This is a genomic window from Rhodococcus sp. WS3 (genome assembly GCF_003797085.1).
Classification (GTDB): Bacteria; Actinomycetota; Actinomycetes; order Mycobacteriales; family Mycobacteriaceae; genus Rhodococcus_F; species Rhodococcus_F globerula.
Genome location: NZ_RKMA01000002.1, coordinates 100,118 through 117,470, shown reverse-complemented (window position 1 = coordinate 117,470; position 17,353 = coordinate 100,118). Strand labels below are relative to the sequence as shown.

The window sequence follows — 17,353 nt, the reverse complement described above, 5'->3', positions numbered from 1 at the left end:
CACACGCCGGCGACACGGGAACCCCAGCACCCTGGAGACACGCCTCACAAGGTACCGGGGAACGCCTCACAGGGTGTCGGTAAAGTCCTGGCCCGACGTGTTGCCGGCAGCACCGGAACCGGCTTCGGTCGCGGCAGTTGCCTTCGCCTTCGACTTCCGGCCGAACAATCCGCGTGACTCCGCCTTCGGCTTCGCGGGTTCGTCCAAAGCTTCGTTCAAGTCGGTCGGCGCCGAGATCGACGACGCTTCCTCGTCCGACAGTGCGCCCCAGTCTTCGCCGGACTTCCTGGCCTTGCGCTTGTCGTTGATGCGCGCAATCTGTACCGCGAACTCGAACAGCAGAGTGAGCGAGAGAGCAAGCGCGAGCATCGAGAACGGGTCCGAACCCGGAGTCGCGATGGCCGCGAACACGAACAAGCCGAAGATCAAGCCGCGACGCCACGCCTTGAGCCGCTCGTAGGTAAGGATTCCCGCAAAGTTCAGTACGACGACCAGTAGCGGAATCTCGAAACTGACGCCGAAAATCAGCAGCAGGTTGATGATGAATCCGAAGTACTCGGAACCACTGAGCGCGGTGATCTGAACGTTGTCACCGATGGTGAGAAGGAAGTGCAAAGCCTTCGACACGACCAGGTACGCAAGAACGGCACCGAGGATGAAGAGGCCGGCACCCGCGGTGACAAACGCCACGGCGTAGCGGCGTTCCTTCGAATACAGGCCCGGAGTGATGAATGCCCACAACTGGTACAACCAGATCGGACTGGCAAGCACGATCCCCGCGGTGAGGGCCACCTTGAATCGCAGCATGAACTGCTCGAACGGCCCGGTTGCCAGCAAACGACACGCATCGTCGACGCTGAGGTTTGCGCGGCTTTCGACCGGAAGCTCACAGTACGGTCCGCGCAAGAGGTCGCCGAGGCTTTCGATCCCGAAAATCGACGCGGAATACCAGAAGAATCCGAAGGCGGTGGTGATGATGACACCGAGGAACGCGAACAGCAGTCGAGTTCGTAATTCGTACAGGTGGTCGATCAACGACATGGTGCCGTCGGGGTTGACCTTCCGCTGGCGGTTACGCGGGTCTAACGGAATTCGCACTGGTACATCCTGCTCTTGGCAAACTGGTTTTGGTCAGCACACAACCGGGGTGAATACAGATTTCACCCCGGTTGGACAGCGGCATGTAGCTAGAGCGGCTTGACTTCGGTCGGCTGCGCGATCGGAGCAGCAGCGCCGGTAGCGGTCACCTGTGCGGTCGGCAGCTGAGCCGGGGCCTGAGCAACGACGGGCGCAGCAGGAGCCGCGTCGTCATTCTGCATTTCCTTGACTTCACTCTTGAAGATGCGCAGTGAACGGCCGAGTCCTCGAGCTGCGTCGGGCAGTTTCTTCGACCCGAACAGAATGACAACGACAACAGCAACAATCAGCCAATGCATCGGCTGCATTGCACCCATAATGACCTCCCATGATCAGATTCCTCGATGCTACCGGACACAACCGGCGTAAGGAGGCTTCCAAGTCCTTACTTCAGCTACCGTTTACCTGTTTGTTTCATGCGCGATTACTGTGAAGCCCGCTCACGATCCGATCGTGTCGTAGGCGTCCAACGCCGTCACCGCCCGATTATGCACTTCGGCAACCAGTTCCGGCGGTGCAAGCACCCGAACACCCTCACCGAACCCGAGAACCAACCGTGCCATCCACTCGAGTGTCCCGAAACTCATTGTTGCCTCGACGGAACCGTCGTCGTTCACCTTCTGGACGTCCATCGGGTAGTAGTCGAGCATCCAGACACAGTTCTGAGCTACGAACAATCGTGCTTCGGGCAGTGATCCGTCGCCACTGAACAATTCCAGACTGGAATCCTCGTCGAGCGCGTGCGGTGGCGGAGTGGACGGCTCGTCGAGTTCGATTGCCGCATCGATCCGATCGAATCGGAACAACCGCACACCCTCGGCCTGGCGGCACCAGCCCTGTAGATAGCTGAAATTGTCGACCAACACGATTCGCACCGGATCGACCACCCGCTCGGACACCGCGTCCCGCGAAGCCGAGTAGTAGGTCAGCTTCAGTGCGCGCCGATCAGCCAGCGCCGACCGGACCGTCGCCGTTACCGGATCTTCGGCGACATCCACTTCCGGTTCGGCCTCATGCCCGTTACCCGTGGCGCGCGCTGCCGCAGAGCCTGCCGCCGCTTCGATCTTGGCAATTGCTCGTTGCGCCGCGGACGGATCGACCATGCCCGGCATCTCCACCAGCGAGCGCAACGCGATGAGCAACGCGGTCGCTTCGGTCGACGTCAACCGAAGGGGGCGGTCGATACCAGCCGAGAAAGTGACGTCGATGCTCTCCTCGGAAAATGACAGGTCGATCAGATCGCCCGGGCCGTACCCGGGCAGCCCGCACACCCACAACTGATTGAGATCGTTCATCAACTGCGTTGTGCTGACACCGAGTTCGGCAGCAGCCTCCGCGGCGCTCATTCCAGGGTTCGCGATGAAAAACGGAACAAGATTCAGCAATCGAGCAAGCCTCGACGACAGGCGATTGTTCATCAGTGAGTTTCCTTCTGCTCGGCAATCTCCGAGCGTGCCGCAGCACCTTGAAGTTTGGTGATCACGTCAGCCCGCAGGTCCGGCGGATCAAGCACCAACGCATCTGCCCCGTGTCCGGCGATCAATCTGGCAGTCCACTCCCACGATCGAACCGGGATCGACAGAACGCTTCCCTCGCGTTCGGTCAGCGTCCGATCCGTCATCGACGACGCCAACCTGCGCAGCTCGTGTGCGCGGTTCGCCGCCACCCAGACAGTCGCGGTACCGGTCACGACACCGGATCCGGTTACTCGGTCCACAACCTCGCGAAGATCAAGACCCTCCGGTTTGTGCACCGCGCCGGCTGGGCCGAATTCGCGAACATCGTCACCGATGCGGGACAGGCGGAACGTGCGGACAGCGTCCCGATCGACATCATGACCGACCAGATACCACTTGCCGTTATGCGTGACCACGCCCCACGGCTCCACTGTCCGCTCGATGAACGGTTCGTTGAGCGCAGCGCGATGCTGGAAATGAACGGCCCGGCCCGCGTCGACTGCGGCGAGCAGCTTCCCGAGAGCCGGTTCGGAACCACGTGAGCGAGCCGGAATCGCGGTAATCGGCGCGGCGGAAACATCCCCGTCGACCTGTACACCGGCAGCACGCAGTTTGAGCAAGGCACTCTGTGCGGCGGAAATCAGCTCGGGCGATTCCCACAGCTGCACGGCAACGGCAACGGCCGCCGACTCTTCGCTGGTCAAATCGACATCAGGAAGCTCATACGCATTGCGATTGATCCGATATCCCTCGACCGTCGAAAACCGCCCAGCCGGTCCCGTCTCCAACGGAACTCCGAGGTCACGAAGCTCGTTCTTGTCCCGCTCGAACATCCGGGAGAACGCTTCGTAGTTGGCGGAATCGCTGTAACCGGCTACTGAATCACGGATTTTCTCCGCAGTGAGGAACTGCCTGGTGGAGAGCAATGCAATCACCAAGTTCATCAACCGCTCGATTTTCGATGTCGCCACGCCGAAATCCTAGTGGCTCTGCGGTTGCCGACACGTCAGCGCACTACATCGACGCGATGAGTCGCTCAACTCTCTCGTCGACCGAACGGAACGGGTCCTTGCACAGGACTGTTCGCTGAGCTTGATCGTTGAGCTTGAGATGGACCCAGTCGACGGTGAAGTCACGCCCCGCGGCCTGCGCTGCAGTGATGAAATCGCCGCGAAGTTTCGCGCGTGTCGTCTGGGGTGGGTTGTCGACGGCGTCGTCGATCGTTTCGTCCTCCGTGACGCGCTTGACCAAGCCCTTCTTCTGCAACACGTCGAACACTCCGCGCCCACGCTTGATGTCGTGATACGCAAGATCGAGCTGCGCGATCTTCGGGTCCGACAGATCAAATCCGTGACGATCCTGGTAGCGCTGGAACAACTTACGCTTGATCACCCAGTCGATCTCGGTGTCGACCTTCGCAAAATCCTGGGCTTCGACGGCGTCGAGCATGCGGCCCCACAAATCGACAACTTGCTCTACCTGCGGATCCGGTTCGCGATTGCGCAGGTGCTCCACAGCCTTCGAGTGATACTCACGCTGGATGTCGAGTGCACTGGCCTGGCGGCCGCCGGCCAACCGGACCGGACGCTTTCCGGTGACGTCGTGGCTGACCTCTCGGATGGCACGAATCGGATTGTCGAGGGCGAAGTCGCGGAAGGAGACTCCAGCCTCGATCATCTCGAGCACCAAGGCGGCAGAGCCGACCTTCAGCATCGTGCTGGTCTCGGCCATGTTGGAGTCGCCCACGATGACGTGCAGGCGACGGTACTTCTCGGCGTCGGCATGAGGTTCGTCGCGGGTGTTGATGATCGGACGCGAACGTGTGGTGGCCGACGAAACGCCTTCCCAGATGTGCTCGGCACGCTGGGAAAGGCAGAACGTGGCTGCCTTCGGCGTCTGCAGAACCTTCCCGGCTCCGCAGATCAATTGACGCGTCACGAGGAACGGCAACAGCACGTCGGAGATGCGGGAGAACTCGCCAGCTCGCGCGACCAGGAAGTTCTCGTGGCAACCGTACGAGTTTCCGGCGGAGTCGGTGTTGTTCTTGAAGAGGTAGATGTCGCCACCGATTCCCTCTTCTGCCAACCGCTCTTCCGCATCGATGAGCAGTTCCTCGAGAACTCGCTCACCGGCCCGGTCGTGGTTGACCAGTTGGATGAGGCTGTCGCACTCGGCGGTTGCATACTCCGGATGAGAACCAACATCCAAGTACAGGCGCGCTCCGTTGCGGAGGAAGACGTTGGAACTACGACCCCACGACACGACACGACGGAAGAGGTAACGAGCAACCTCGTCGGGGCTCAGTCGCCTGTGCCCGTGAAAGGTGCAGGTAACGCCGAATTCCGTCTCGATACCCATGATTCGTCTCTGCACACTTCGACAGTACAACCAGAATGCCCGCTTCACCCGTGTTGACGAACTCCCGTGGCGTCACGACTCGACAACATCTCGAGTCGGCATAGTGTGGCGGGGTGAGCTACCTGCACCGAAAACTTGTCCGAACCGACGTCAAATGGATGGAAAGCACTGGCGCACTGAAGCCTTCCACGCTCGATTCCGTGATGCGGCGGCTCTCGCGAGCAGCCAACCACGGGTTCCTGTGGATGGCTATCGCCGGTGTCCTCGCGCTGATCGGCGGACAACCGCGCCGCGCGGCTGCCCGCGGAATGCTCGCATTGGCCGGATCGAGCGCACTGGCAAACGGTGTGTTGAAACCGCTTTTCCCCCGTCGGCGCCCACCCGTTCGCGCGTGGATCAACCCGAAGCGCGGAGTCGAGTTCCCGACGTCCTCGTCGTTCCCGTCGGGTCATAGCGCCTCCGCAGCCGCATTCACTACCGCGGTAGCAATGGAATCTCCGACAACCGGCGCAGTACTCGCTCCATTGGCCGCGGCCGTCGCCTATTCACGCGTGCACAACGGGGTCCACTGGCCTTCGGACGTGTTCGCCGGAATAGCCGTCGGAGGTGCCGTGGCAGCGGGAACGCGCAGGTGGTGGGCAGTACGCGACGAAGAACCCGCGGATCTTGGTCCCGAGTGTGTGGTACCTGCGCTGCCTGGAGGCGACGGACTGGTTGTCTTCACCAATCCCGGATCCGGCAGCGAAGACGACGGCATCGTGGATGCGATCCGGGAAGCCCTGCCCGCAGCAGTCATTATCGAATTCAACCCGGACATAGATTTCGACAAGCAGATCGAAGCGAAGCTTCGTGAGTCGAAACCGCGAGCGGTAGGTGTGTGCGGCGGCGACGGCACCGTCGTCACGGTCGCGGACGCGGCAACACGACACAATCTTCCGCTCGCAGTTTTCCCAGGTGGAACCCTCAACCACTTTGCCCGCGACGTCGGTGTCGCGGACGTTGCTGAAACGGTGACGGCGGTCGAGTCCGGACAAGCAGCGTTTGTCGATCATGCCGTGGTGACAACCGATACCGGGGTTACCGCTCGTTTTCTCAACACAGCCAGTCTGGGCGGCTATCCGGATGCGGTACGGCTACGTGAAAAGTGGGAACCGCGATTCGGCAAGTGGCCGGCGGCCGCCGCGGCGATGATCCGCGTGCTAGCCGCCGCAGAGCCGATGAGTGTCACCATCGACGGCACCAAGGCCAGTATCTGGATGCTCTTCGTCGGAAACGGCCGGTACTCCCCCGGCGACCAGGTCCCGATGTCGCGGCCCGAACTCAACCGTGGGCTGCTCGACGTCCGATACTTGCGAGCCGACCGGAAATTCTCCCGCGCCCGGTTGCTGTTTGCCGCTGCCACAGGAACATTGGGCAGCTCACCGGTCTACATCCACGCCCTGGCGCCGACGCTCTCGGTTCAGGTGAATGCCGAGTCTGTAGCGATTGCCACCGACGGTGAAGTTGTGGCAGACGCGCGCCGGTTCGATTTCAGTACCGAACCGGCCGCGGTTGCCGTCTACAGAATCTCGAAGGACTGAAAAACAGTTGCTATTGGGGTGCGTCGCCGTTTGACGGCGGCGCATCCTCAGTCTTCTCAGCCTTACTCTGGGGCTCTGCTGCCGATGGCAGCATGGCTTCGAGTGCTGCTCCCGAGATTCGCTTGAACGCACGGCGCGGACGGTTGTTGTCGAGAACTGCAACTTCCAGTGCCTCGACAGTCAGCACCCTGGGCTCGGCCTCGGTTGTTCCGACGGGCGCCGGCCCACCCTTCTGCAATGCTCCAACTGCGATACGTATAGCGGACTCCAGATCGAGGTCTCGCTGATACGACTCGCGCATCGCGGTAACGATTGGCTCTGTGGTGCCGCCCATGACCACAAATTCCTGCTCGTCGGCAATCGAACCGTCGTACGTGATCCGATACAGCTGAGCCGGCGTGTTGCTACCGAAGCGGCCGATTTCCGCAACGCAGATCTCGACCTCGTACGGTTTGGGTTGCTCGGTGAAAATTGTGCCCAGAGTCTGGGCGTACGCATTGGCGAGCGAACGGCCTGTGACGTCACGACGGTCGTACGAGTACCCACGCATGTCCGCGTGCACAATGCCCGCACGACGGAGATTTTCGAATTCGTTGTACTTGCCGACGGCCGCAAAACCGAGACGGTCGTACAACTCACTGACCTTGTGCAAAGCCGTCGACGGATTCTCCGCGACAAACACCACACCGTCGCGATACGTCAGTACGACGACGCTTCGTCCACGGGCAATTCCTTTGCGCGCCAATTCCGAACGATCACGCATGATCTGTTCGGCTGATGCGTAATACGGCATCGTCATAGCGCAGAACCCCCTTCCGGATTACCGAGCGCCGTACGCGCCGCAACAATGTCCCTGGCGATTTCGGCCGCCCGCTCCGTGGACAGTTCCACGGCTCCTGCTGCGGTGATCGTGACTGCGGTCGGATAAATTCCGCGCGTGACGTCTGGTCCACCCGTCGCCGAATCATCGTCGGCGGCGTCGTACAGAGCCTCTACCGCCAAGCGAAGCGCAGTGGCCTCGTCGATGCCCGGTGAATACAACTTCTTGAGCGCCGACTTCGCGAACAATGATCCCGATCCGACAGCGTGATAGCCGGCACGTTCCTCGTACCGCCCACCAACGACGTCGTACGAGACGATGCGACCCGCCGTCGTAGGGTCGACGGCGTCCACGTCGTAGCCGACCAGCAGCGGTACAACTGCGAGTCCCTGCATTGCGGCGCCGAGGTTGCCACGCACCATCGACGACAGACGATTTGCCTTGCCGTCGAACGTCAGTGATACGCCTTCGATCTTCTCGTAATGCTCGAGTTCAACCGCGAACAGGCGCACCAGTTCGATCGCGATGCCGGCGGTCCCGGCAATCCCCGCAGCCGAGTAGTCGTCCGTGATGTACACCTTCTGCACGTCACGGCTGGCGATGAGGTTGCCCATGGTCGCCCGGCGATCGCCGGCAAGCAACACGCCACCGGCGTAACTGATCGCGACGATGGTGGTCCCGTGCGGAGCAACATCACCCCCGCCCATGGTTACACCTCCCCTGTCAGCGAATCGGTTCTGCGGAAGATGCTCCGGTGCGTGCACTCGAAGATATTCCGAGAATGACGACAGATTGGAGCCGAAGCTCAACCGTGTGTCCCCGTCGGTTATCCGGGGCGCGCGATCCACCGTCACTGGCCGCCCTTCTGCACGTAAGCGCGGACGAAGTCCTCGGCGTTCTCTTCCAACACGTCGTCGATTTCGTCGAGTAGGTCGTCGGTTTCTGCAGCGAGCTTCTCGCGACGTTCCTGGCCGGCACTACCGTCGCCGCCAGTGGTGTCGTCGTCTTCGCCGCCACCGGCACGCTGCGTCTGTTCTTGAGCCATCGCCGTCGACCTCCTTGTGTGAAGGGAGCTCTCACGAGCATCCTGTTCTGCCCAGCAGTCTCGGTTACTGATCCGCTCGGACCTTTACCCTACCGAGCGACACCGTCACGCGCCGGGAGACTCGGCCGCGATTAGGCACCAAAATCAATGTGTCAGCTGATCCACCAACTCCGCAGCGCTGTCGACGGAGTCGAGCAGAGCACCCACATGAGCCTTACTGCCGCGCAGTGGTTCCAGGGTCGGTATCCGGATCAGCGATTCACCACCGAGGTCGAATATCACCGAATCCCAGCTGGCAGCAGCAATATCGCCACCGAATCGCCGTAGGCATTCACCACGGAAATACGCACGCGTATCGGTCGGCGGATTGGACACCGCGTCGAGCACCTGCTGCTCGGTAACCAGTCGTTCCATCGATCCGCGGGCAACCAATCGGTTGTACAAACCCTTGTCCAAGCGGACATCGGAATACTGCAGATCCACCAAATGCAGGCGCGGCGCAGACCACGCGAGACCTTCACGGTTGCGGAAACCTTCGAGCAGGCGCAGCTTTGCCGGCCAGTCCAGGATGTGTGCGCAGTCCATCGGATCGCGTTCGAGAAGATCGAGAACCATGGCCCACTTGGACACGATGTCGTCGGCGCGCGCATCCCGATCAGTTTCCCGATCGAGGAACTTCGCGACGCGTTCGAGGTAAATACGTTGCAGCGCAAGCCCAGTCAACTCGCGCCCGTCGGACAAGGCGACGGTCTTGCGCAGGGTCGGATCATGGCTGATGTGGTGAACCGCGGTGACGGGGCGCGCCAACTGCAGATCCGTCAGATCGACGCCCGCTTCGATCAGATCGAGAACCAGCGCCGTGGTCCCCACCTTGAGGTACGTGGACATCTCCGCAAGGTTCGCGTCACCGATAATGACGTGCAGACGGCGGTACTTGTCCGCGTCGGCGTGCGGTTCGTCGCGGGTGTTGATGATTCCGCGTTTGAGAGTCGTCTCCAGCCCGACCTCGACCTCGATGTAATCGGCTCGCTGCGACAGCTGGAAACCTGCCTCGTCCCCGGACTGGCCGATGCCCACGCGACCGGAACCGCAAATGACCTGGCGTGACGCGAAGAAGGGCGTCAAACCGGCAACGATGTCCGTGAACGGGGTCGCCCGGGAGCACAGGTAGTTCTCGTGGGTGCCGTACGAGGCACCCTTGCCGTCGACGTTGTTCTTGTACAACTGCAGGCGCGGCGCGCCGGGAACACTCGAGGCGTGGCGAGCAGCTGCTTCCATGACCCGCTCACCGGCCTTGTCCCAGATCACCGCGTCGAGTGGATCGGCCACTTCAGGTGCCGAATACTCGGGATGTGCGTGATCGACGTACAAGCGGGCACCGTTGGTGAGAATCATATTTGCCGCACCGATTTCGTCGGCGTCGATCACCGGAGCCGGCCCGCTGAGTCGCCCCAGGTCGAATCCACGGGCGTCACGCAGGGGCGATTCCACCTCATAGTCCCAGCGTGTACGCCTCGCTCGGGGTACACCCGCGGCGGCGGCGTACGCCAGTACCGCCTGGGTGGATGTGAGTATCGGATTCGCCGAAGGCTCACTGGGTGAAGATATTCCGTACTCGACCTCGACACCGATAATCCGCTGCATACGTTCGAGACTATGCGATCGAGCGTCAGTACTTGCAGTGGTGGCACAGTAGGAGGAATGCAGCATCCACCTGACACCGACACAAAACGATCAGATGAGGTTGTTGCGGTGTACGACCAGTTCGGTAAACCGATCGGCCAGGCGCCTCGCAGCCTTGTCTATCGAGACGGACTCTGGCACGCCAGTTCAGGAGTTCTCGTGCGCTCCACGGACGGCGAGCGCGTGTACGTTCATCGCCGAACTACAAGCAAAGCGGTCTTCGGTGGCCATCACGACTGCATCGCCGGCGGCGTCGTCGACCCCGGTGAATCACCACTCGACACGGCTGTGCGTGAAGTCGGTGAAGAACTCGGAATCTTCGGCACCGAGGACACTCCACTTGCGCTGACGGAAATCGCCAGAATCTCCTGGGACGGAGAATGGGGCGGTCACGCATTGCGATGTCATTTGTTTGCCTTCGAGCTCCGCTACGACGGTCCCGTCATCCATCAACCGAGCGAAATTTCCGACGGAGGGTGGTGGACCCTGGCTGAGCTCGACGCGCATCTGAAGGACCCGTCGTGGCCCTTCGTGCCCGATACCCGGGTGTTGTTGGCCGACTACCGATGGAGCCAACTCAGCAGCGAATGATCGGGACAGGTTCGGGTTGGGCGTGCGTATCGGCACACGACCAGCGCTGAGATGTCACATCTGGCCATTTTCGACGCGGTTGTGTGCAGTCAGGATCGAGCTGGCATGCGCTCGAATACAGATCGGGCCGGCACTCTTGCGAGTGCCGGCCCGATTCTGCTGCGGCGTCCTACAGGTACTGGCCCGTGTTGGACTCGGTGTCGATAGCGCGGCTGGCACTGGCGTTCTTGCCGGTGACAAGGGTGCGAATGTAGACGATCCGCTCACCCTTCTTACCCGAAATACGGGCCCAGTCATCAGGATTGGTGGTGTTCGGCAGGTCTTCGTTCTCGGCGAACTCGTCGACGATCGAATCGAAGAGATGCTGAACCCGCAATCCCGGTGCACCGGTATCGAGTACCGATTTGATGGCGTACTTCTTCGCCCGGTCGACGATGTTCTGGATCATGGCACCGGAGTTGAAGTCCTTGAAGAACAGGACTTCCTTGTCACCGTTTGCGTAGGTGACTTCGAGGAAACGGTTCTCCTCGCTCTCCGCGTACATGCGATCCACAACGCGAACGATCATCGCCTTGAGGCATGCTGCGCGATCGCCACCGAACTCGGCGAGGTCGTCGGCATTGATCGGCAGACCGTCGACCAGGTACTTCGAGAAGATGTCCTGCGCGGATTCGGCGTCGGGACGCTCGATCTTGATCTTCACGTCCAGACGACCCGGCCGCAGAATGGCAGGGTCGATCATGTCCTCGCGGTTGGACGCACCAATCACGATGACGTTCTCGAGGCCTTCCACACCGTCGATCTCACTGAGCAACTGCGGAACCACTGTCGTTTCCACATCCGAGGAGACTCCTGAACCGCGGGTACGGAAAATGGAGTCCATCTCGTCGAAGAACACGATGACCGGGGTGCCTTCGGACGCCTTTTCGCGGGCCCGCTGGAAAATCATCCGAATGTGGCGTTCGGTTTCGCCGACGAACTTGTTCAGAAGCTCGGGGCCCTTGATGTTGAGGAAGTAGGACTTTGCGTCCTTGCTGTCCTGCCCGCGGGCTTCGGCGATCTTCTTCGCCAACGAATTGGCGACTGCCTTCGCGATCAGGGTCTTACCGCAACCGGGCGGACCGTAAAGCAGTACACCCTTCGGTGGACGCAGTGAGTACTCGTGGAACAGGTCCTTGTGCAGGAAGGGCAGTTCGACGGCGTCCCGGATCTGTTCGATCTGCCGACCGAGGCCACCGATGTCGTCGTAATGCACGTCCGGCACCTCTTCGAGGACCAGATCTTCGACCTCGGCCTTGGGAATACGCTCGAACGCATAACCGGCTTTGGCGTCGACCAGCAGGGAGTCGCCCGGGCGCAGCTTCCTGGTCGGGGAATCGGCGTCATAGGCGATGATGTCGGCCTGGGGATCGGCGAACACCGCTGCCAAGGGCGCAGCAAGCCACACGATTCGCTCTTCGTCGGCGTGCCCGACTACCAGCGCCCGCAAGCCGTCGTCGAGTACCTCACGCAGAGTGCTGATTTCGCCGACCTGCTCGTAACCACCGGCTTCCACGATGGTGAGGGCCTCGTTGAGCCGCACGGTCTGACCCTGAGTGAGCGTGTCGGTGTCGATATTCGGTGAACACGTCAGACGCATTTTGCGGCCGGACGTGAAAACGTCCACCGTTTTGTCTTCGTGAACTGCGAGCAGCACGCCGTAGCCACTCGGCGGCTGACCGAGTCTGTCGACCTCTTCGCGTAAAGCGATCAGTTGTTGACGGGCCTCCTTGAGAGTGTCCATCAACTTGCCGTTTCGGATTGCGAGCGAGTCAAGTTTCGACTCCAACTCCCGCACCTGCTCCGGCGACTGTGCGAGTTGACGCCGCAGAACCTGCAATTCCACTCGTAACGCGTGAAGCTCTTCTGCTGCCGCAACCGAATCCGGGTTCTCTGTCGAGCTCATATGCGTCTCCTCCCAGTGCGATAGATCAACGCTACCGGCATCGCGGCCCAAGTGTCGCCAGACACGGTGCGCGAGTTCGATTTCACAGCCGCGACTGCCACACCGAGACCGCTCCTGAACCAAAAGTAAGCCATGTTAGCCTTGCCTACAATGCCGAGACAGTGCCTGTCTCCCCCAACGAAAGGTCACGCTGTGATCATCCGCAAGACACTCGTCAGCGCCTGTGCCGTCGCCGCTGTCCTCGCTCTCGGAGCCTGCAGCTCGGACGACAGCTCCGACTCGTCGGCCACGTCCACCTCTGTTGCTGCAACGTCGAGCGCTTCTGCCGCCTCGAGTGCAACGACGTCCGCAGCCGCGGCCGCAGCAGCTCCGACGGCAGACGAGCTGAATGCACAGCTGGTTGCGCTTATCGATCCGGCCAAGCCGATCGCCGAGAAGACCGCCCTTGTGGTCGACGGAACGAACCGTCAGGCCAACATCGAGACCATGGGTACCGCTCTGGGTGGCAACCCGGCGTACAAGATCACCTTCACCGTCGAGAACGTCAAGGTCGACGGCGAGACGGCCACCGCCGACGTTGCAGTGGTGAGCCCGCACGGCGCGATGCCTGCCGCTCCGTGGACGTGGGAACTCGAAGACGGCACCTGGAAGCTGTCCGACACCTCCGCATGCGTGCTCCTGGAAATGGGCCGCGCTTCCTGCGCTGGATAATTTCTCCGCAAACAAAACGAGCGGCGATCCGATTTTTTCGGATCGCCGCTCGTTTTGTTTGGAGGCAGTGGCTACTTGGCGGCAGTGTTCGAGCCCTTGCCGGCGCGGCGCTGAGGCTTCGGGGTCACAGTGCCCTCGGCCAGACGACGCGCACTGATCAGGAACGCGGTGTGCCCCTGCATGCGGTGCTCGGGACGAACGGCCAATCCGACGACGTGCCAGCCGCGGACGATGGATTCCCACGAGCGCGGCTCGGTCCAGCATTCCTGCTCACGCATCGCCTCGACCACCTTGGACAGCTGCGTCACCGTCGCGACGTACACGATCAGAACGCCGCCGGGAACCAATGCCCTCGACACGGCGGGCAGAACATCCCACGGCGCGAGCATGTCGAGAACCACCCGGTCGACCTTGCCGCCGTGCGCTTCCGGATCGAACTCCGCGAGATCCGCGATCGTCAGTTCCCAGTTCGGCGGACGCTCACCGAAGAACGTCTCGACGTTGCGAACCGCGTGTTCGGCATGATCGTCGCGCACCTCGTACGAGATGACCTTGCCTTCGGGTCCGACCGCACGAAGCAGTGAACACGTCAACGCGCCGGAACCGGCGCCTGCCTCGAGTACCCGGGCACCCGGAAACACGTCGCCCTCGTGGACGATCTGCGCCGCGTCCTTGGGGTAGATAACCTGCGCGCCTCGTGGCATCGACAGCACGTAGTCGACGAGCAGTGGACGCAAGGCGAGGTACGGCGTCCCGTTGACGGACTTGACGACGCTGCCCTCGTCCGCGCCGATGAGGTCGTTGTGCACGATCCCACCCTTGTGGGTGTGGTACTCGCGGTTGGCCTCGAGCACGATCGTGTAGTGCCGTCCCTTGCCGTCGGTCAGCTGGACGCGGTCGCCGACACGGAACGGCCCGGAGGGGCGCTTACCGGGTGCTGTTTCCTCGGCCTCTGCAACGACCTCGGCTACTGCCTGGTCATCTGCTACAGCAACTACAGCGTCGAGTTCCGGTTCGGTGACAGCAGACTGCGCAACCTCATCCAACTCGGTCGTGATTTCTTCGGGTTGCGTATCGTTCACCATGCGTGAGTAATCCCTGTTCGTTTTGCTCCGGCGTCCTCGCCACCGGCCCCGACGGAGTTGTCGGGCCAAGCGTCTAGCCTGCCAGGTGTGAGCTCTGTAGAACTGCCAGCCCCCTCCTTAGCGGGTGGAACATCACACGATCGTCCGCGTAGTCGGCCGGCGCTGTCGCCTTCTCGTGCGGGTGACTACAAACAGTGTCCGCTGCTCTATCGGTTCAGAGCCATCGATCGAATCCCGGAAACACCGACAAGAGCACAGGTCAGAGGCACTGTTGTCCATGCTGCCCTGGAAGCGTTGTTTGCGCTACCCACCGGTCAACGGGTTCCGGATCGAGCTGCGGAGTTGGTTCGCCCCGCTTGGGAGCGGGTGAGCACCGACTCCCCCGACGCGGCCGAGTTGATTCCCGACGAGGACCTCGACGGTTTTCTCTCCGAAGTGGGCAAGCTGGTTCAGACGTATTACAGCCTCGAGGATCCGACGCGGTTCGACGCACAAGCCTGCGAGGTGTACGTCGAGACCGAACTCGAGAACGGCGTTCGACTTCGCGGATTTGTCGATCGCATCGACGTCGCCCCCACCGGCGAAGTGCGCGTCGTCGATTACAAGACCGGCAAGGCCCCGCGAGAATTCACGGAGTCCAAAGCGCTGTTCCAGATGAAGTTCTACGCACTGGTCCTACTGCACACCCGTAATATCGTGCCCGCTCAACTCAAGCTGATCTATCTGGCGTCGGGATCGATCCTCACGTACACCCCGGATCACGACGAACTGGTGCGTTTCGAGCGGACATTGTCCGCTATCTGGAAGGCAATCCTGGCGGCAGGTGCCACGGGAGACTTCCGACCCAAACCTGGCAAACTGTGCGACTGGTGCGATCACAAGGCCTTGTGCCCCTCGTTCGGCGGCACACCGCCGCCGTACCCTGGGTGGCCGGACTTGCGGGACGCAGAAGTTGTTGCGGCAAAGGAGAATACGTAATGGCAGACACTTCGTACTACCAGTTCTTGGGCACTACCGCGGAAGGCCACGAACGCTTCGCGACTACGCAGGCAACGGTCAGTATCTGGGGTCCGACGCTCCAACACGGCGCTCCCCCGTCGGCACTGTTGGTGCGTGCACTCGAGCGTTGTGGCGCCCGCGAGGGAACTCGCCTGACTCGGGTGGTCGTGGAGATTCTCGGGCCGATCCCGATCGCGGACATCGAGGTTCGCTCGTGGATCGAACGACCCGGTCGCAGAATCGAATTGATCGTCGCCGAATTGTGGGCAACCGCGCCCGACGGATCGTCACGGGCCGTGGCACGTGGTACGGCGTGGCGCATGGAAACCACAGACACCACCGACGTTCTCCACGTGGTCGATCCACCGCTGGAACCGCGCGAAACCGGCACGCCGGGTGTTCTGGGTGGCATGTGGAACATCGGCTATCTCGAGACGCTCGATTGGTCGTGGATTGCCGAAATTGGTTGCGAGGGAACAGGAAAGGTGTGGGCACGGCCGAAGCCCGTATTGGTCGAGGGTGAAGAGATGACAGCCCTGGAGAGGCTGTTTGCGATTGCCGACATCTCCAACGGCGTCGGAGCGAAACTCGACCCCGCGCACTGGACGTTCCTGAACACCGATCTGACGGTGCACATCTTCCGGGTTCCCGAGGGCGAATGGGTCGGGGTTTCCGCGGAAACCACCACCGGACCCGATGGCGTCGGAATGTGCGCCGGAGTGCTCTACGACGAGCAGGGTGCAGTCGGGCGCATCGCCCAGACCTTGCAGATTCGAGCCCGCTCCTGATTGCCGCAAGCGAGACAGCAGCGCGTCGACTATCAACGCCGGTCGACTTCGACGGCCACACAAATTAGGGGACCGACGACGCCGGCAAAACGCCAACTGCAACATCGACACTTACACATCGATCATACATGTAAACATTGCGATGTGGTAACCAACTGGTCAGTAACCTCTGACGCCGGTCACTCCGTTCGGGAGCGATAGCGCAAAGTTAAGCGGGCGCAGTGGCAGCAAGACGTGCGAGCGAGTATTCAGTGACGGTGATCAATGCCTGCACCGCGGACGCGCGGTCGCGGGCGTCAATCTCGATCATGGGGATTTGGTCGGATAACGCCAGCGCCTGACGAAGATCGTGTGCCGAGTGAATCGGGGCTCCGTCGAAACGGTTGACTGCCACGATGAACGGCAAGCCGCGGGCTTCGAAGAAGTCGACAGCAGCAAAGCTGTCTTCGAGACGGCGCGTGTCGATGAGGATGACTGCTCCGATAGCGCCGGTGATCAGGTCGTCCCACATGAACCAGAATCGCCGCTGGCCCGGTGTGCCGAACAGATAGAGAACCAGGTCGTCGGCCAGCGTAATGCGGCCGAAATCCATTGCGACTGTTGTGGTGTCCTTGTTCGGTGTCGCGCCGAGGTGGTCGATGCCGTCACTGGCGTCGGTCACCATCGCTTCCGTGCGCAGGGGGACGATTTCGGAGACCGTCCCGACAAGCGTGGTCTTTCCGACGCCGAATCCTCCGGCAACTACTATTTTTGTCGATGTGACGCGAGATGGCGCGTCAGAGTGCCCGAAGTCCACGGAGGGTCCTTTCGATCAGGTCGAGGCGTTCGACCGCAGTCGCATCGCTTCGCAGAGTGGCTTGCACTTCCAATGCCCCGGCAACAACAAGATCTGCGACCAGGACCCGAGCCACCCCGATCGGAACCCCGAGGTATGCCCCGATTTCCGCGATCGAGATTCGCTGCCCGCAGAGAGCGACAATCGACGCGCGAATATCCTCGGGTGCAAGGCTTTTTGCGATGGCATCCTCTACCGTTGCGACGATCGCTTCGAGCGGAAGGTCGATGGACGGCTTCGTCCTGCCTTCGGTGAGTGCGTACGGTCGAACGAGACTCGGTTCAGGATCAACGTGCTCGGAGTGATGATGTGGCATCGA

General features: G+C 61.4%; 18 protein-coding genes. 5 read left to right on the top strand and 13 right to left on the bottom strand.

Features of this window, described 5'->3' with window-relative positions:
* Positions 1 to 66: 66 nt before the first annotated feature.
* The 5 genes from tatC to pafA form a co-directional block, all read right to left on the bottom strand.
* Positions 67 to 1,098: a twin-arginine translocase subunit TatC gene (gene tatC / locus EEB13_RS14725; protein WP_033231962.1), complete on the bottom strand. Its 1,032-nt coding sequence runs from the start codon at positions 1,096 to 1,098 to the stop codon at positions 67 to 69.
* Between the two features lie 89 nt (positions 1,099 to 1,187).
* Positions 1,188 to 1,454 (bottom strand): Sec-independent protein translocase subunit TatA, encoded by a 267-nt coding sequence (tatA, locus tag EEB13_RS14720; protein ID WP_033231961.1) that lies wholly within the window; start codon positions 1,452 to 1,454, stop codon positions 1,188 to 1,190.
* 123 nt (positions 1,455 to 1,577) lie between these two features.
* Positions 1,578 to 2,555, bottom strand: coding sequence for a helix-turn-helix transcriptional regulator (locus EEB13_RS14715; protein ID WP_045067826.1), 978 nt, complete (start codon positions 2,553 to 2,555; stop codon positions 1,578 to 1,580).
* A complete protein-coding gene (locus EEB13_RS14710) occupies positions 2,555 to 3,565 on the bottom strand; it encodes a helix-turn-helix transcriptional regulator (RefSeq protein WP_033231959.1) in 1,011 nt (336 codons plus the stop codon). The genes EEB13_RS14715 and EEB13_RS14710 overlap by 1 nt, the downstream gene beginning before the upstream one ends.
* Positions 3,566 to 3,608: 43 nt before the next feature.
* The gene (gene pafA, locus EEB13_RS14705; RefSeq protein WP_181317503.1) at positions 3,609 to 4,967 is read right to left on the bottom strand and encodes a Pup--protein ligase; all 1,359 of its coding nucleotides are present in this window, start codon (positions 4,965 to 4,967) and stop codon (positions 3,609 to 3,611) included.
* 143 nt (positions 4,968 to 5,110) lie between these two features.
* Here pafA and EEB13_RS14700 point away from each other — a divergent pair, with 143 nt between their 5' ends.
* Positions 5,111 to 6,532: a phosphatase PAP2 family protein gene (locus EEB13_RS14700; RefSeq protein ID WP_181317509.1), complete on the top strand. Its 1,422-nt coding sequence runs from the start codon at positions 5,111 to 5,113 to the stop codon at positions 6,530 to 6,532.
* A gap of 10 nt (positions 6,533 to 6,542) precedes the next feature.
* Here EEB13_RS14700 and prcA read toward each other — a convergent pair whose 3' ends face one another.
* From prcA to dop, 4 genes are all read right to left on the bottom strand, one after another.
* Positions 6,543 to 7,331, bottom strand: coding sequence for a proteasome subunit alpha (prcA, locus tag EEB13_RS14695; RefSeq protein WP_045067829.1), 789 nt, complete (start codon positions 7,329 to 7,331; stop codon positions 6,543 to 6,545).
* Positions 7,328 to 8,206 (bottom strand): proteasome subunit beta, encoded by an 879-nt coding sequence (gene prcB, locus EEB13_RS14690; protein WP_033231955.1) that lies wholly within the window; start codon positions 8,204 to 8,206, stop codon positions 7,328 to 7,330. Before prcB ends, prcA begins: the two co-directional genes overlap by 4 nt.
* Positions 8,203 to 8,397 carry a ubiquitin-like protein Pup gene (locus EEB13_RS14685; RefSeq protein ID WP_033231954.1) on the bottom strand — a complete coding sequence of 65 codons (195 nt, stop codon included), beginning with the start codon at positions 8,395 to 8,397 and terminating at the stop codon, positions 8,203 to 8,205. Before EEB13_RS14685 ends, prcB begins: the two co-directional genes overlap by 4 nt.
* Before the next feature lie 144 nt (positions 8,398 to 8,541).
* Positions 8,542 to 10,041, bottom strand: a complete 1,500-nt coding sequence (dop, locus tag EEB13_RS14680) for a depupylase/deamidase Dop (RefSeq protein ID WP_033231953.1) — start codon at positions 10,039 to 10,041, stop codon at positions 8,542 to 8,544.
* Between the two features lie 57 nt (positions 10,042 to 10,098).
* Here dop and EEB13_RS14675 point away from each other — a divergent pair, with 57 nt between their 5' ends.
* Positions 10,099 to 10,671 (top strand): NUDIX hydrolase, encoded by a 573-nt coding sequence (locus EEB13_RS14675; RefSeq protein WP_033231952.1) that lies wholly within the window; start codon positions 10,099 to 10,101, stop codon positions 10,669 to 10,671.
* 169 nt (positions 10,672 to 10,840) lie between these two features.
* Here EEB13_RS14675 and arc read toward each other — a convergent pair whose 3' ends face one another.
* Positions 10,841 to 12,616 carry a proteasome ATPase gene (arc, locus tag EEB13_RS14670; RefSeq protein ID WP_033231951.1) on the bottom strand — a complete coding sequence of 592 codons (1,776 nt, stop codon included), beginning with the start codon at positions 12,614 to 12,616 and terminating at the stop codon, positions 10,841 to 10,843.
* A gap of 192 nt (positions 12,617 to 12,808) precedes the next feature.
* On the opposite strand from arc, the gene EEB13_RS14665 reads away from it, so the two are divergent.
* The gene (locus EEB13_RS14665) at positions 12,809 to 13,327 is read left to right on the top strand and encodes a hypothetical protein (protein WP_033231950.1); all 519 of its coding nucleotides are present in this window, start codon (positions 12,809 to 12,811) and stop codon (positions 13,325 to 13,327) included.
* Positions 13,328 to 13,398: 71 nt separating this feature from the next.
* Here EEB13_RS14665 and EEB13_RS14660 read toward each other — a convergent pair whose 3' ends face one another.
* Positions 13,399 to 14,412, bottom strand: coding sequence for a tRNA (adenine-N1)-methyltransferase (locus tag EEB13_RS14660; protein ID WP_141485639.1), 1,014 nt, complete (start codon positions 14,410 to 14,412; stop codon positions 13,399 to 13,401).
* Between the two features lie 87 nt (positions 14,413 to 14,499).
* Between EEB13_RS14660 and EEB13_RS14655 the strand changes: the two genes are divergently transcribed.
* Together EEB13_RS14655 and EEB13_RS14650 are read left to right on the top strand one after the other, a co-directional pair.
* Positions 14,500 to 15,390, top strand: a complete 891-nt coding sequence (locus EEB13_RS14655) for a RecB family exonuclease (RefSeq protein ID WP_187328561.1) — start codon at positions 14,500 to 14,502, stop codon at positions 15,388 to 15,390.
* Positions 15,390 to 16,199 (top strand): thioesterase family protein, encoded by an 810-nt coding sequence (locus EEB13_RS14650; RefSeq protein WP_141485638.1) that lies wholly within the window; start codon positions 15,390 to 15,392, stop codon positions 16,197 to 16,199. Before EEB13_RS14655 ends, EEB13_RS14650 begins: the two co-directional genes overlap by 1 nt.
* A 208-nt stretch (positions 16,200 to 16,407) precedes the next feature.
* Here EEB13_RS14650 and EEB13_RS14645 read toward each other — a convergent pair whose 3' ends face one another.
* Positions 16,408 to 16,995 carry a GTP-binding protein gene (locus EEB13_RS14645; RefSeq protein ID WP_033231948.1) on the bottom strand — a complete coding sequence of 196 codons (588 nt, stop codon included), beginning with the start codon at positions 16,993 to 16,995 and terminating at the stop codon, positions 16,408 to 16,410.
* Positions 16,976 to 17,350: a DUF742 domain-containing protein gene (locus EEB13_RS14640; RefSeq protein ID WP_033231947.1), complete on the bottom strand. Its 375-nt coding sequence runs from the start codon at positions 17,348 to 17,350 to the stop codon at positions 16,976 to 16,978. Before EEB13_RS14640 ends, EEB13_RS14645 begins: the two co-directional genes overlap by 20 nt.
* Between the last annotated feature and the right edge of the window lie 3 nt (positions 17,351 to 17,353).